A 14,250-nucleotide genomic window follows, 5' to 3' on the forward strand; every position below is an offset into this window, starting at 1 on the left:
GGGAAGGCGCGAATGCGATGAAACCGGGGTGAGAAGGACTGCCCCGAGGCGCACCTGATCCCGGACGAAAAGCACGGGCGAGTGATGGGCGGCTACCGTCGCGCGAACTCGCCCCTTGCCGGATGGAGCTGACGAGCTGTGGGTTTCGGCCGGTCGGACCGGGGAGGGCCGCGCGATGAACGTCTGTCCCGGTGTGATTCTCCCCTCGCCCGACGGCCCGAAACGGTTTTTCCGGCCGCCCGGCGCTAACGTTCCTCCAACGGCGTGGAACGGCCGTTAACGCAGGCGCGTTGACGGGGTATCCCAAGGGCGTATGCGCGACGACGCGAGAACGCAGGAGGCGTTGATGGAGATGACCGGGCCGATCCGGGTAGTGGTCGCCAAGCCTGGCCTGGACGGGCACGACCGGGGCGCGAAGGTGATCGCGCGGGCGCTGCGCGACGCGGGCATGGAGGTCATCTACACCGGCCTCCACCAGACCCCTGAGCAGATCGTCGACACCGCCGTCCAGGAGGACGCGGACGGCATCGGGCTGTCCATTCTCTCCGGCGCGCATATGACCCTCTGCGCCAAGGTAGTCGAACTCCTCCGGGAAAGGGATGCCGCCGACATCACGGTATTCGGCGGCGGGATCATCCCGGAGGCCGACATTCCGGAGCTGAAGAAGCTCGGCGTGGCGGAGGTCTTCACCCCCGGCGCGTCGACCGGCGAGATCGTCGAATGGGTCAAGGGGCATCTGCGGGCCGGGGCGGCTGCGTAGCGGCTGGACCGGGGGTGGCGCCGGGCCGGGACGTGAGTTCGCACCCCGCCTGGGGCCCGGTCTCGTACCCGGCCTGGGGCCTGGTCTCGTACCCGGCCTGGGGCTCGGTGAGTTCGGCATGGACGGCCGCGCGCACCCGCAGCGTCGCCGAGAGGCGGTCCAGCACCTCCGCCCAGGCCGGGTCCAGCGCCGGGGCGGCGGCGCGCTCGGCGACCTCACCCGCCGCCGAGGGCGCCAGCGAGCGCTCGGCCGCGCCCAGCACCCCGCTGTGGCTCCATGGGTAGGCACCCGCCTCGGCCGCCCGTACCAGCGCGCACAGCACCGCCGTGGCCAGCGGCGGGGGCCAGGGCGCGGGACAGGCGGCCAGCGACTGGAAGGCGTCGGCGAGCCCGTGCCGGGCGACGAAGCGGGCGGTCCACTCCGCCCGTTCGGCCTTCGGCAGCACCGTCAGCAGGCCCGGCGGCGGGGGCGCGCCCGGCGGGAGCAGGTCGAGGAGCGCCCGCGCCCAGGCCGCGTCGCCCTGGCGGACGGCGGCTCGGGCCCAGGCCGCGTGGAGCTCGTCCCGCCAGCCGTCGGCGACCGGGAGGCGGAGCAGCGCCTCGGGAGTGGCCGGGGCGCCCGCGTAATCGCCTGCAGATTCGCCCGCCGAGCCGTCCGCGGGGTCGCCGGCGGAATCGTCTCCGCACCAGATGGTGAGCGGGGCGGCGGCGGTGATCTCACCCAGCCAGAACGCCCGGTCGCCGCGGCCGGTGGGCGATCTGACGGGTATTCCGTCCCGCTGCATTCCGGCGTCGCAGGCGCTCGGGGGATCGACCGCGATGCGGGCCGGTGAGCCGCGGCCGCCCGGGCCCCGGACGATCCGGACGGCTGCCTGGGCGCGCTCGGCCATCCGGCCGGCGAGCGCCGAGCCGGGCAGCGTGGAGAGGAGCTCCGCGGCGGTGTGCCGGACGTTGGGGGAGCGGTCGGAGAGGGCCTCTTCAAGGAACGGCTCGTCGGCGGCGGAGAGACCCTCCTGCAGCGCGTCCAGGAAGAGGAGGCGGTCCTCCGCGCGTTCCCGCGCCCAGTCGGAGCGGAGCAGGGCCAGCGCGGCGGCCGGATCGCGCCTGCGGAGGGCGGTGAGGTGGTTGATCCGCTCGGTGAACAGGCCCACCTGCCAGATGCGATGGGGATCCGCGGGCGCGGCGCCGGTGGGGCGGCCGGACCCGGTCTCCGCCGCCGCCTCCAGCTCGGCGGCGGCCGAGGTGCGCAGCAGGGCGGACCAGCTCGGGTTGAGGCCGGCCAGCCAATGCCCGAGGGGGCCGGCCAGGGCGGCGACGTCCTCGCGCAGCTCGCTGCGGCCGCGCGCGGCCGCCAGCAGCTCGGGCAGCAGCTCGGCCGGTGCCCGGTAGCCGGCGGAGCGGGCCAGGCGCAGCCAGTCGGCGAGGAGCTGGGGCCGGTTCGCGGTCTCGGGCGCCGGCCGGGGCGGCCGCTCGTACGGGGGGACGAGGGCCGGGGCGAGCGGAGCGGCGCCCGACCGGTCCTGGTCGGCCGCGAGCAGCCAGGCCAGCCGGGCCCGGGCGGCCGGCGGCGGCAGCGGACGCGGGTCGTGCGGGGGCGGACCCTGCGGGCCCTGCGGTCTCGCTGGTCCCGGTGCTCCTGTTACTCCCGGTGCTCCTGGTACTCCCGGTGGTCCCGCTGTTCCTCGCGGCTCGGCGGACTCGGCCGGTCGCAACCCCGCCCGGCGGCGGAGGGCCGCCGTCGCGGAGGCGTTCAGCAGGGCGCGCGGCTCCGGCGCGGACGGCCGCCGGACGGTGCCGAGGAGGGCGGCGGCGACCAGGTCGTCCCATGCGAGGTCGGTGTCGGGAACCATGGCGGGCCTTCGGATCAGCGGTGGACCGGGACGGGGGAGGGCTCCGGGTGCCGGGCCCAGCAGGTCACCGGGGCGAAGCCGCGGTGACCGAGCTCGCCGAAGACGGTCAGCGGCCGGCCCGCGCCGACCGCGGTGAGCCGCCACAGGCCGGTGTCCACGGCGTACCGACCGTCCACCGGGACGGACCGGGCGCCGGTCGGCTCGGTGATCAGCCAGCCCTCCGGTCCGGGGCGGCAGACGACCTCGCGCAGCACCACCGGTATCCGGTCCGTCCAGGGATCGGCGGCGAGCGCGGCGGTGTAGTCGGCGAGGGCCTCCGTCAGGCTGCGGCCGGGTGGCGGCCCGGCGTCGGCGGCGTCCTCCGCGATCGGCTCCGCCGGATCGGCGAGCACCGCGCGGAGTGGGAGGGCGGACGGGTAGTAGGCCACCTCGGCCGCCAGCTCTCGGCCGACCGGCAGCAGCGGCCCGGGCATCGGGCGGCCTGGGCCCGCGTAGGCCAGCAGCAGTGCGATACGGCCGCTGCTCCGGCCGAGCAGCCAGGTCCTGCGGGCGGTCAGCCGGTGCGGCGATTGCTGGGCTGTCGGCCGCTGAGCTGTTGATTGCCGGGCGCCCGGTCGCTGGGCTGCCGGTTGCGACTGCGACTGCTGCGGCTGCCGGGGCGGGCCCTCGCCGGTCTCCGTGCGGCCCAGCACCAGCCAGCGATCGCGCAGCCGGGGGCCCGTCGCCAGCACCTCGGCGGTCGGGGTGGGCCGGCCCACGCGGGTGCTGACGGTGGCCGCGAGAGGGGCCGGCAGGGCGCCGAGCCGGCCGTAGCCCACGGCCAGCAGATGGAGCAGCGCGTACTCCTCCAGCAGCCGGTCCGGCCAGTCCGGGCCGCTGCTCGGGATGGTCGCCAACTCCCGTAGCCGGGCCGCGAGTCCGGGCGCCTGGGCGTCGACCATCCGGGCCGCGGGCTCGGAGAGGGAGCGGGGGTCCGCGGCGGCCTCGGCCAGGCCTGGCCCGAGCGCGTCGGCGAGCCGGCGCTCCAGTTCCGCGGCGCCGGCCGTGATCCGGTCGTCCCGCTGCTGCCGCCGCTGCCGACCCTGCGTTCCTCCGGGCTTCGCTGCCATGGCGGGAAAGCTAGTACGGGGGTCTGACAACCGCCTCTGACCTGGTACTTGACGGATCGTCGGGGGATTGTCAGTGGTCGGGTGCAGCCTGTTCCCAGGGACCTTCCGGGGAGGGCGATCGTGGGAACGACGGTACTGAGGCCGCACGCCGAGCAGGCGTACGCCGCCGAACTCGCCGCGCTGGAGCGGGCGGACGACCGGCCCCGGCCCGAGCGCTGGCGGCTCTCGCCCTGGGCGGTGGCCGCGTACCTGCTCGGCGGGCGGCTGCCGGACGGCACCGGGATCACCCCGAAGTACGTCGGCCCGCGCCGGATCGTGGAGACCGCGGTGGCGACCCTCGCCACCGACCGTGCGCTGCTGCTGCTCGGGGTGCCGGGGACGGCCAAGACCTGGCTCTCCGAGCATCTGGCCGCGGCGGTGAGCGGGGACTCGACGCTGCTGGTGCAGGGCACCGCCGGCACCCCCGAGGAGTCGCTGCGGTACGGGTGGAACTACGCCGAGCTGCTGGCGCACGGCCCCCGGCGGGAGGCGCTGGTGCCCGGCCCGGTGCTCAACGCGATGGCCGAGGGCAAGCTCGTCCGGGTCGAGGAGCTGACCCGGATACCCGCCGACGTGCAGGACTCGCTGATCACCGTGCTCTCCGAGAAGTCCCTGCCGATACCGGAGCTGGGCGAGGAGGTGCAGGCCGTCCGAGGCTTCAACCTGATCGCCACCGCCAACGACCGCGACCGGGGGGTGAACGAGCTGTCCAGCGCGCTGCGCCGGCGGTTCAACACGGTCGTGCTGCCGCTGCCGGCCGGGGTGGAGGAGGAGGTGGAGATCGTCAGCCGGCGGGTGGCCGAGCTGGGCCGCTCCCTGGAGCTGCCGACGGCCCCGGACGGCTCGTCGGCCGCGGAGATCCGCCGGGTGGTCACCGTCTTCCGCGAGCTGCGCGAGGGCGTGACCGCCGACGGCCGCACCAGGGTCAAGTCGCCCTCGGGGACGCTCTCCGCCGCCGAGGCGATATCCGTGGTGACCGGCGGGCTGGCGCTCTCCGCGCACTTCGGGGACGGCGTGCTGCGGGCCGCCGACCTGGCGCCGGGACTGACCGGCGCGGTGGTCCGGGAGGAGGCCGTGGACGGTCTGGTCTGGCAGGAGTACCTGGAGACGGTGGTCCGGGAGCGCCCGGGCTGGCAGGACCTCTACCGGGCCTGCCGCGAGGTCGGTCCGTGAGCGGTGCCGTCCGGGCCGACCCCGCGCTCGACCTGGCCGTGCTGGGGGTGCGCCACCACGGTGTGGGCTCCGCGCGGGCGGTGGCGGCGGCGCTGGAGGAGCTGCGGCCGGACGCGGTGCTGATCGAGGGCCCGCCGGAGGCGGACCCGCTGCTCGGTCTCGCCGCCGATCCGGGGATGGCGCCGCCGGTGGCGTTGCTGGTCTACGCGGTGGACGAGCCCGCGCGGTCGGTGTTCTGGCCGTTCGCCGAGTTCTCCCCGGAGTGGGTCGCGCTGCGGTACGCCCTCGGGGCGGGGACGGCGGTCCGCTTCGCCGACCTGCCGACCGGCCATCTGCTGGCGGCCGAGGGGCCGGAGGGTGCGGCCGGGGCGGCGGAGCCGGACGTGCCCGGACCGGACCGGGATCCGATCGCCGAGCTGGCCGCGGCCGCCGGGCGGGCGGACGACCCGGAGGCCTGGTGGGAGGACGCGGTGGAGCACCGGGCCCCGGACCCGGCCGATCCCCTGGCGTACTTCGCCGCGCTGGCCGAGGCGGTGGCCGAGCTCCGGGCCGACCACGCCCCGGACCGGGACGACCTGCGGGAGGCCGCGATGCGCCGAGCGGTCCGGGCCGCCCGCCGCGCCGGCCACCGGCGGATCGCCGTGGTCTGCGGCGCCTGGCACGTGCCGGCGCTGGCCGGCGGCCGCTCGCCGCTGCCCTCGGCCGCCGCGGACGACGCCCTGCTGCGCGGGCTGCCGCGGCTGCGGACGGAGGCCACCTGGGTGCCCTGGACGGACCGGCGGCTCGGCCGGGCCGGCGGCTACGGCGCCGGGGTCGCCTCGCCCGCCTGGTACCGGCATCTCTTTCGGCACGGCGCCGGGCGGGACGGGCTGGCCCGCTGGATGGCCGACGCCGCCGGGCGGCTGCGCGGGGAGGGGATGGCGGTCTCCCCGGCCGGGGTGATCGAGGCGGTACGGCTGGCCGAGGGGCTGGCGGCGCTGCGCGGACGCCCCGCGGCCGGGCTGGCCGAGGCGGTCGAGGCCGCGCGGAGCGTCCTCTGCGAGGGCTCGGACGTCCCGCTCGGACTGGTCCGGGAGCGGCTGGTGGTCGGCGAGTCGATGGGCCGGGTGCCGGACGCGGTGCCGGCGGTGCCGCTGGCCCGTGATCTGGAGCGGAGCCGCCGGCGGCTGCGGCTGCGCCAGGAGCCGGCCGTCCGGGAGCTGGACCTCGACCTCCGCGAGCCGACCGGCGCCGCCCGGAGCGTGCTGCTCCACCGGCTGCGGCTGCTGGGGGTGGGCTGGGGGGTGCCGATCGCCTCGCAGACGGTCAACCTCGGCACCTTCCGGGAGAGTTGGCGGCTGTGCTGGGAGCCGGAGACGGCCGTGGAGGTCACCGAGGCGGGGGTGTGGGGGACCACCGTGGAGTCCGCGGCCGAGGCGCGGGCGGCGGACGCGGCGGTCTGCGCGGGTTCGCTCGGCGAGCTGACCGGGCTCAGCGAGCGCTGCCTCCGCGCCGAGCTGCCGGGCGCGCTCCCGGCGGTGCTGCGGGCGATCGCCGACCGCGCGGCGCTGGACACCGACGCCTTCCGGCTGGCGGAGGCGCTGCCCGCGCTGGTCCGCGCGGCCCGCTACGGCGATGTCCGGCGCGCGGGCGGCGCGGCCGGGGCGGCCGGAGCGGGCCGGGCCGGAACCGTGGCGGACGCCGACTCCGGGGCGCCCGACGGCCACGGCGGCGACGGCCACGCCGATGGCGAGGGCGACGGCGACAGCGCCGGCGCAGCGGACCCTTCCGCGCGCGGGATCACCCGCCTCGCCCTGAGTCTCGCCGAGCGTGTCTGCGTCGCCCTTCCCGCCGCCTGCTCGGGCCTCGACACGGACGCCGCCGAGTCCGCCCAGGCCACCGTCGACGCCCTCCACACCGCGATCCACCTGTTGACCGGCCCGGGCGCGGACCCGCACGGCGGAGCAGCCGGAAAGGACGGAGCGGCCGGAAAGGACGGCGGTCCCGAGGCCTCCGGTCTCGCCGGGCGGTGGGTCGCGGCGCTGCGGGCGATCGCCTCGCGGGGCGGGGTGGCCGGGGTGCTGCGGGGCCGGGCGGTGCGGCTGCTGCTGGACGGGGGGTGGCTGGGCGCGGAGGAGGTCGGGCGGCGGATGGCGCTGGTGCTCGGGCGGAACGCGTCGGTGCGGGACGCCGCCGGCTGGGCGGCCGGCTTCCTCGGCGGCGGACCCGCCGGAGGGGTGCTGCTGCTCCACGACCCGGTGCTCCTCGGGCTGGTCGACCGCTGGCTGACGGGCCTGCCCGAGGCGGCGTTCCGGGAGGCGCTGCCACTGCTCAGACGGGTCTTCGCCGGTTTCGAGCCCGGCGCCCGGCGGGCCGTCGGAGAGCGAGTGCTGGCCGGCGCGCCCGCCCCGGCCGCGGCGGCGACGGTGGGGCGGCGAGGGTCGGGGCGGCGGGCCCCCGGCGGGGCTTCGCCGCGGAGCTGGACGAGGCGCGCGCGGACGCCGTACTGCCCGTCCTCGGGATGCTGCTGGGCGCGACGGAGGAGAGATGACGCAGAACCCGTACGACGAGCGCGCCCGGCGCTGGCGGCTGGTGCTGGGCGGGGGCGAGGCCGACGCCTTCGGTCTCCGGCTCAGCGGCGCCGACGCCGGGATGGACCAGACCCTGGACGCCCTCTACGGAGACGGCCGCGGCCGTGGCGCCCGCCCGGCGCCCGGCCGGACCGCGCGCCCCGGGGCGGGCCTGGGCGCCTCCGCGCCGCAGGCCGCCCGCTGGCTCACGGACGTCCGGCGCTGGTTCCCGAGCAGCGTGCTGCACCTCCTCCAGCGCGACGCCATCGAGCGCCTGGGCATCGAACACCTCCTCGCGGAACCGGAGTTGCTGGCGGCCGTCGAGCCCGACGTGCATCTCGTCGGCACGCTCCTCTCGCTCTCCCGGGCGCTGCCGGAGTCCGCCCGGGAGGCCGCCCGCCAGGTGGTCCGCACGGTGACGGCGGACCTGGAGCGCCGGCTCGCGGTGCACACCCGTACCGCGCTCGGCGGGGCGCTGGACCGCGCCGCCCGGGCGGTCCGCCCCCGCCTCGGGGATGTGGACTGGAACCGAACGATTCGGGCCAATCTGAACCGCGGCAACTGGCTTTCCGAGCACGGCGCGGTGGTTCCGGAGAAGTTGGTGGGCTACGCACGGGCGCGCCGCGGGCTGCGCCGGGAGGTGGTGCTGTGCGTGGACCAGTCCGGCTCGATGGCCGCCTCGGTGGTCTTCGCCTCGGTCTTCGCCTCCGTGCTGGCCTCGCTCCCGGCGCTGACGACCCGCCTGATCGCCTTCGACACCTCGGTGGTGGACCTCACGGGGCTGATCGCCGATCCGGTGGACGTTCTCTTCGGGGTCCAGCTCGGCGGCGGCACCGACATCGGCCGGGCGCTGGCGTACTGCGCGGAGCGGATAGCGCGGCCGACGGAGACCGTGCTGGTGCTGGTGAGTGATCTGCACGACGGAGCGTCGGAGGACCAGCCCCGGGGTCACGGGGGCTGGCCGGCTCGGTTGGCCGCTCTCCAGGCGGCGGGCGTGCGCTGCGTCGCGCTGCCCGCCCTGTGCGACGAAGGCGCCCCCGCCTACCACCGGGAGAACGCCGCCGCTCTGGCGGCCGTCGGGATACCCGTCTTCAGTTGTTCGCCTGATCGTTTTCCCGAGGTGATGGCGGCGGCCCTGGAGGGGCGGCCGCTACCCCAGTGAGGAGGGGAGGACGATCGCGGCCCAGACCGTCTTGCCGCCCAGTCCCGGCCGGGGCGTGGTGCCCCAGGCGGCGGTGAAGGTCTCGATCAGCAGCAGGCCGCGGCCGCTCTCGTCGTCCGCGCCGGCCTTCTCGACCGCCGGGCCGCCGTCGTCGGTCCCGCCCTCGTCGTCCACCTCCAGGAAGAGCACCCCTCGCGCGCTCCACAGCCTGCAGTGGACGCGGCTGCTGCGGGTGTGCGAGACGGCGTTGCCGACCAGTTCGGACATGCACAGTTCAACGTCGTCGAGGAGCTCGCCGCGGAGCCGCCACATCGCGCCGGTTATCCGCACGAAGCGGCGGGCGGTGGCGACCGACTCCGGCCGGCCCGGGAAGGTCGCTGCGGCCTGGCGGTCCATCGGCCAGGTGTTCCGGGCCGTGGAGAGACCGTTCAGCTCGCTGCGGCCGGGGTCCTGGTCGGGTGGATCGTCGGGATCCCGATGCTGCACACGATGGCGTTGGCTGTGCATCCGCGGTCTACTCTCGGTAACAGGGGCGAACCGGAGGCACCGGCACGACGGCTGCTTGCCGGCTCGGTTACCGTGTGCAGCGCTTCCGTTACTCCCTCAACACTCCCGGAGTAACGTTACAAAGGCAAGTTAGTCGAGACGATTGGCCGGGCTCCCGAGGTGAATTCGGGGGCGTGCGGGAGAGGGCGCGCCCCCCGGCGCGTCTGTCGCAGGGAGGGGCGAAGGCGCGATGGTGCAGCCGATCGGCGAAGCGGCGGGTCCGGCGCGGGATTCCGGGGCGGGCGGAATCGGCCGCGCCGGTCGGCCCAGCCCCACCGTCCAGCGCAGACGGCTCGGCCTCGAACTCCGGCGCCTGCGACAGAAGGCGAGGCTCACCATCGAGGAGGTGGCCCGCTCCCTGGATTGCTCGACGGCGAAGGTCAGCCGAATCGAGACCGGGAAGTTGAAGGCCCGTCAGATCGACGTGGACGCCATGCTCCGGCTCTACGGAGTACGGGACCCCGAGGTACGCGAACAACTGCTGCAACTCAACCGCGGTGCGCGGGCCACGGGTTGGTGGCGCAGCTTCGAGGAGGTGCTGCCGCCGGGCTTCGAGACCTTCATCGGTCTGGAGGCCGACGCGGTCGCCGTCCGCACTTATGCGCCGGCCGTCGTGCCCGGTCTGCTGCAGACCGCGGACTACGCCCGCGCACTGCTCCGGGCCGGCTATCGGAACGCGCCTCCGGACGACGTCGAGCAGATGGTGAAACTGCGCACCACCCGGCAGGAACGGCTGACGGAGACGCAGAATCCCCTTCGGTTGCGGGCGGTTGTGGACGAGGCGGTGCTTCGGCGGCCGGTCGGTGGCCGAGATGTGATGAAGCATCAGCTTCTGAGTATGGCGGAACTGGCCTCTCGTACTAATGTCCACCTACAAGTACTGCCGTTCGAAACGGGTGCCCATTCCGCACTTTCGGGAATGTTCACCCTGCTCGAGCTTCCGGACGAGGCAGATGCGGACGTGGTCTATGTCGAAGGGCCTGCTGGAAGCGTCTACCTGGAGAAGCCGCCCGATGTCCGGCGAGCGGCGGAGATCTTCGCCACCCTGGCGGAGCAGGCCCTGGACGCCGACCGCTCCGTGCGCGTCATCCTTGCAGCAGCAGAGGAGATGTGAGCCCGTGGAGCGACTGGAACTCACCGATATCCGCTGGTTCAAATCGAGCAGCAGCGACACCAACGGCTGCGTGGAGGTCGCCTTCCTCCCCGACGGCGCGGTCGCGTTGCGCGATTCCAAGAACCCGCACAGGCCCGCCCATGTCTACACGGCGCACGAGTGGGCGTGCTTCCTGGACGGGGCCAAGCGGGGCGAGTTCGACCGGTAGCCGCCGCCTCTGACCCAGGCGAACGGCCTCAGGGAGCCGGATCCCACTGTCCGGCCGCACGCGGGGACGAACGGGGGAGAACCACTCAGCACCACCCGGTACCACCGAGCACCATCAAGCACCACCGAGAAACACCGGGAAACACCGTACGGAGCCGGCGGGCGGCGGCGGAGAAGCCTCCGTCCGCCGCCTGACGGGCGCTTTGTGACCGTTCTCACGGGCCCATCCAGGGGGCCCGATTCATCCGAGCACGTGGAACGGGGATAACCTGCGAGACGGACATGCCGCGTGCAAAGGCCGACGTGGGCTTCCGGAAGGCGATGGCGCTGGACGCAAGGATCCCGGTCCGGGCGTACCCCTGAGCCATCACGTCACCCTCACGAAGTGCAACTGCGCCGACCCGCCCGGCACGCTCGGAAGAAAAGCAGTCGCGATCACAAGGACGGACGCGCGTGGACCTGTTCGAGTACCAGGCGAGGGACCTCTTCGCCAAGCACGGTGTACCGGTGCTGGATGGTGAAGTCATTGACACGCCTGAGGCCGCGCGTGCGGTCGCGGAGCGCTTCGGCGGCAAGGCCGTGGTCAAGGCCCAGGTGAAGGTCGGTGGCCGAGGCAAGGCCGGCGGCGTGAAGCTGGCCGCCGACCCGGAGGACGCGGTCGCCAAGGCCGGGCAGATCCTCGGCATGGACATCAAGGGCCACACCGTGCACAAGGTGATGCTGGCCCAGACCGCGGACATCAAGGAGGAGTACTACGTCTCCTTCCTGCTGGACCGCACCAACCGGACCTTCCTGGCGATGGCCTCCGTCGAGGGCGGTGTGGAGATCGAGGTCGTCGCCGCGGAGAAGCCCGAGGCGCTGGCCAAGATCCCGGTGGACGCCGTCGAGGGCGTGACCGAGGCCAAGGCCCGCGAGATCGTCGAGGCCGCGAAGTTCCCGGCCGAGATCGCCGACCAGGTCGTGGCGACCCTGCAGAAGCTGTGGGAGGTCTTCGTCAAGGAAGACGCCCTGCTGGTCGAGGTCAACCCGCTGGTCAAGACCGGCGACGGCAAGATCATCGCGCTGGACGGCAAGGTCTCCCTGGACGCCAACGCCGAGTTCCGCCAGCCGGAGCACGCCGCGCTGGAGGACAAGGCCGCCGCGAACCCGCTTGAGGCGAAGGCCAAGGAGAAGGGCCTCAACTACGTCAAGCTGGACGGCGAGGTCGGCATCATCGGCAACGGCGCGGGTCTCGTGATGAGCACCCTGGACGTCGTGGCCTACGCGGGCGAGGCGCACAACGGCGTCAAGCCGGCCAACTTCCTCGACATCGGCGGCGGCGCGTCCGCCGAGGTGATGGCCAACGGCCTGGAGGTCATCCTCGGCGACCCGGACGTCAAGTCCGTCTTCGTCAACGTCTTCGGCGGCATCACCGCCTGCGACGCGGTGGCCAACGGCATCGTCCAGGCCCTGGACCTGCTGAAGTCCAAGGGCGAGGACGTCACCAAGCCGCTGGTCGTCCGGCTGGACGGCAACAACGCCGCGCTGGGTCGGAAGATCCTCGACGACGCCAACCACCCGCTGGTGCAGCGCGTGGACACGATGGACGGCGCGGCCGACAAGGCCGCCGAGCTGGCTGCTAAGTAAGGGACGAGGGACTCACCACACCATGGCTATCTTCCTCACCAAGGACAGCAAGGTCATCGTCCAGGGCATGACCGGCTCCACCGGCATGAAGCACACCAAGCTCATGCTGGCCGACGGCACGAACATCGTCGGTGGCGTCAACCCGCGCAAGGCGGGCACCAAGGTCGACTTCGACGGCACCGAGGTGCCGGTCTTCGGGACGGTCAAGGAGGCGATGGAGGCCACCGGCGCCGACGTCACCGTGATCTTCGTCCCGGAGAAGTTCACCAAGGACGCGGTCATCGAGGCGATCGACGCCGAGATCCCGCTGGCCGTCGTGATCACCGAGGGCATCGCGGTCCACGACTCCGCGACGTTCTGGGCGCACGCGCAGCACAAGGGCAACAAGACGCGGATCATCGGCCCGAACTGCCCGGGTCTGATCACCCCCGGTCAGTCCAACGTGGGCATCATCCCCGGCGACATCACCAAGCCGGGGCGGATCGGGCTCGTCTCCAAGTCGGGCACGCTGACCTACCAGATGATGTACGAGCTGCGGGACATCGGCTTCTCGTCCGCGGTCGGCATCGGCGGCGACCCGATCATCGGGACCACCCACATCGACGCCCTGGCGGCGTTCGAGGCGGACCCCGAGACCGACCTGATCGTCATGATCGGTGAGATCGGCGGCGACGCGGAGGAGCGCGCGGCGGACTTCATCAAGGCGAACGTGACGAAGCCGGTCGTCGGGTACGTGGCCGGATTCACCGCGCCGGAGGGCAAGACCATGGGGCACGCGGGGGCGATCGTCTCCGGGTCCTCGGGTACCGCCCAGGCGAAGAAGGAAGCGCTGGAGGCCGCGGGGGTCAAGGTCGGCAAGACGCCGTCCGAGACGGCGCGGCTGGCGCGCGAGGCGCTGAACGGCTGAGGCCGGCGGAGTCGTCGCTGCGGCGGCGCTGCGATCCGCTCCCCTCGGGGGGCGGGTGGCGGCGCCGCCGCGGTCTTTTCTCCCCCTGCTCCGAGGTGGCGGGGGCGCGCAGTCCGCGCCCCTTGCCTGCGCCTGCGGCGCTGCGTTCGGCGGGGTCGCCGGGTGCGCGCTGCTCAGTGCGGGGGGAGCGGGGGCCACTGGGGAGGGGCGGGCGGCCGGTGGGGGGCGCACGGGGGCGTGGGCAGGGGTCGGATCTGTCCAGGGCAGGTGGGCGGAGAGGGACGGAGGGGGGTCAGGGGCGGGAGGGTGAAGGCGGGGGCCGGGAGGACCGTCTGCTGGAGGCGGACGGCCTGGGCGATGGGGACGTGGGGAGGCGGGGGCGGCCAGGCGGTGGCGAAGAGGGCCGTGGTGGCGGCGAGGGTCGCGGCCGCGGCCGTGGTGGGGAGCCAGGACTGGGCGCGGCCGGTGCGGCGGACCCGGCCCACCGGGACGTGCGGGACCTCGTTGGGGCAGGCCCGGGCCGCCGCCGCGCGCAGCCGCGCGCCCAGCGCCGGGCCGAAGTCGGCGGACTGCCAGTCGGTGCCGAGCAGCGTCGGCAGCCGGAGGGCCAGCAGCGCGCGCGATCTGATCACCCGTCCGCAGGTCGCCGCGGTGGTGGCCTCCACCTCGCGGGCGGTCTGAGCCCAGGTCAGGCCGAGGGCGTCGTGGAGGACGAGGGCGCGGCGGTACGGCCGGGGGAGGCGGAGGAGCGCGCCGAGGAGCATCCGGTCCTCGCCCGTGAGACCAGGCTCGTCCGGTGTCAGCCGGCGCTCCAGACGGTACGTCAGCGCGTGGAGGCGGGTGGAGTCGAGGAACTCGCGGATCGCGATGCCGTGCATCTCCCGCGGGCCGCCCGGCCGCCAGGGCGAGAGCGCCAGGTCGAAGGCGCGGGCGCGGACCCATCCCTCCGGTGAGGCGTCGGACCCGACCGCGGCCCAGCCGCGGGCTGCCAGGCCGAAGGCCCTGTGCGCCGCCTGACGTGCGCGTTCTCGGTTCGCGGTGACCAGGTACACCTGCCGGACCACGCGGTCCACGCTGTGGTGGTAGAGCAGTTCGAAGCCGGTCGGGGACTCGAGGTCGGAGACATATTTCCTGACGAACCGCATATAGGCATGATTCGCGACACGGGCCCGCAACGCTCATGTTCTTGGGCGTATCGGGTGTTCTTGG

Annotated in this window: 11 protein-coding genes and 1 pseudogene; 8 read left to right on the top strand and 4 right to left on the bottom strand. The window is 74.4% G+C overall.

Features of this window, described 5'->3' with window-relative positions; all coding sequences use genetic code 11:
- Positions 1-346 precede the first annotated feature (346 nt).
- Complete coding sequence (locus tag BS73_RS23175; RefSeq protein ID WP_037580728.1) at positions 347-760, top strand: cobalamin B12-binding domain-containing protein; 414 nt, start codon at positions 347-349, stop codon at positions 758-760.
- Here BS73_RS23175 and BS73_RS23180 read toward each other — a convergent pair.
- Both BS73_RS23180 and BS73_RS23185 read right to left on the bottom strand, forming a co-directional pair.
- Positions 726-2,609, bottom strand: a complete 1,884-nt coding sequence (locus BS73_RS23180; RefSeq protein ID WP_063837052.1) for a DUF5691 domain-containing protein — start codon at positions 2,607-2,609, stop codon at positions 726-728. The two genes, BS73_RS23175 and BS73_RS23180, sit on opposite strands and share 35 nt — an antisense overlap.
- Positions 2,610-2,623: 14 nt before the next feature.
- Complete coding sequence (locus tag BS73_RS23185) at positions 2,624-3,718, bottom strand: hypothetical protein (protein WP_051940325.1); 1,095 nt, start codon at positions 3,716-3,718, stop codon at positions 2,624-2,626.
- Positions 3,719-3,838: 120 nt separating this feature from the next.
- Here BS73_RS23185 and BS73_RS23190 point away from each other — a divergent pair, with 120 nt between their 5' ends.
- From BS73_RS23190 to BS73_RS23205, 3 genes and pseudogenes are all read left to right on the top strand, one after another.
- Positions 3,839-4,930 carry an ATP-binding protein gene (locus BS73_RS23190; protein WP_037575489.1) on the top strand — a complete coding sequence of 364 codons (1,092 nt, stop codon included), beginning with the start codon at positions 3,839-3,841 and terminating at the stop codon, positions 4,928-4,930.
- A pseudogene (locus tag BS73_RS39860) lies at positions 4,927-7,272 on the top strand (DUF5682 family protein); the annotation flags it as partial. The gene BS73_RS23190 and the pseudogene BS73_RS39860, both read left to right, overlap by 4 nt.
- 184 nt (positions 7,273-7,456) lie before the next feature.
- Complete coding sequence (locus tag BS73_RS23205; protein ID WP_037575494.1) at positions 7,457-8,641, top strand: VWA domain-containing protein; 1,185 nt, start codon at positions 7,457-7,459, stop codon at positions 8,639-8,641.
- Here the strand turns inward: BS73_RS23205 and BS73_RS23210 are convergent.
- Positions 8,630-9,127 (bottom strand): ATP-binding protein, encoded by a 498-nt coding sequence (locus BS73_RS23210; protein ID WP_051940329.1) that lies wholly within the window; start codon positions 9,125-9,127, stop codon positions 8,630-8,632. The two genes, BS73_RS23205 and BS73_RS23210, sit on opposite strands and share 12 nt — an antisense overlap.
- Positions 9,128-9,377: 250 nt before the next feature.
- Here BS73_RS23210 and BS73_RS23215 point away from each other — a divergent pair, with 250 nt between their 5' ends.
- The 4 genes from BS73_RS23215 to sucD all read left to right on the top strand — a co-directional run bounded on the left by BS73_RS23215 (position 9,378) and on the right by sucD (position 13,041).
- Positions 9,378-10,301 (top strand): helix-turn-helix domain-containing protein, encoded by a 924-nt coding sequence (locus tag BS73_RS23215; RefSeq protein WP_084704284.1) that lies wholly within the window; start codon positions 9,378-9,380, stop codon positions 10,299-10,301.
- Positions 10,302-10,305: 4 nt separating this feature from the next.
- The gene (locus BS73_RS36475; protein ID WP_235215501.1) at positions 10,306-10,509 is read left to right on the top strand and encodes a DUF397 domain-containing protein; all 204 of its coding nucleotides are present in this window, start codon (positions 10,306-10,308) and stop codon (positions 10,507-10,509) included.
- Between the two features lie 452 nt (positions 10,510-10,961).
- On the top strand, positions 10,962-12,134 hold the full coding sequence (gene sucC / locus BS73_RS23225) for an ADP-forming succinate--CoA ligase subunit beta (RefSeq protein WP_037575496.1): 1,173 nt from the start codon (positions 10,962-10,964) through the stop codon (positions 12,132-12,134).
- A gap of 22 nt (positions 12,135-12,156) precedes the next feature.
- Positions 12,157-13,041 carry a succinate--CoA ligase subunit alpha gene (gene sucD / locus BS73_RS23230; RefSeq protein ID WP_037575499.1) on the top strand — a complete coding sequence of 295 codons (885 nt, stop codon included), beginning with the start codon at positions 12,157-12,159 and terminating at the stop codon, positions 13,039-13,041.
- Between the two features lie 173 nt (positions 13,042-13,214).
- Here the strand turns inward: sucD and BS73_RS34960 are convergent, their stop codons facing one another.
- Positions 13,215-14,186: an RNA polymerase sigma factor gene (locus BS73_RS34960; RefSeq protein ID WP_051940331.1), complete on the bottom strand. Its 972-nt coding sequence runs from the start codon at positions 14,184-14,186 to the stop codon at positions 13,215-13,217.
- Positions 14,187-14,250 lie beyond the last annotated feature (64 nt).

Source organism: Phaeacidiphilus oryzae TH49 (assembly GCF_000744815.1).
In the GTDB taxonomy this organism is placed as follows: Bacteria; Actinomycetota; Actinomycetes; order Streptomycetales; family Streptomycetaceae; genus Phaeacidiphilus; species Phaeacidiphilus oryzae.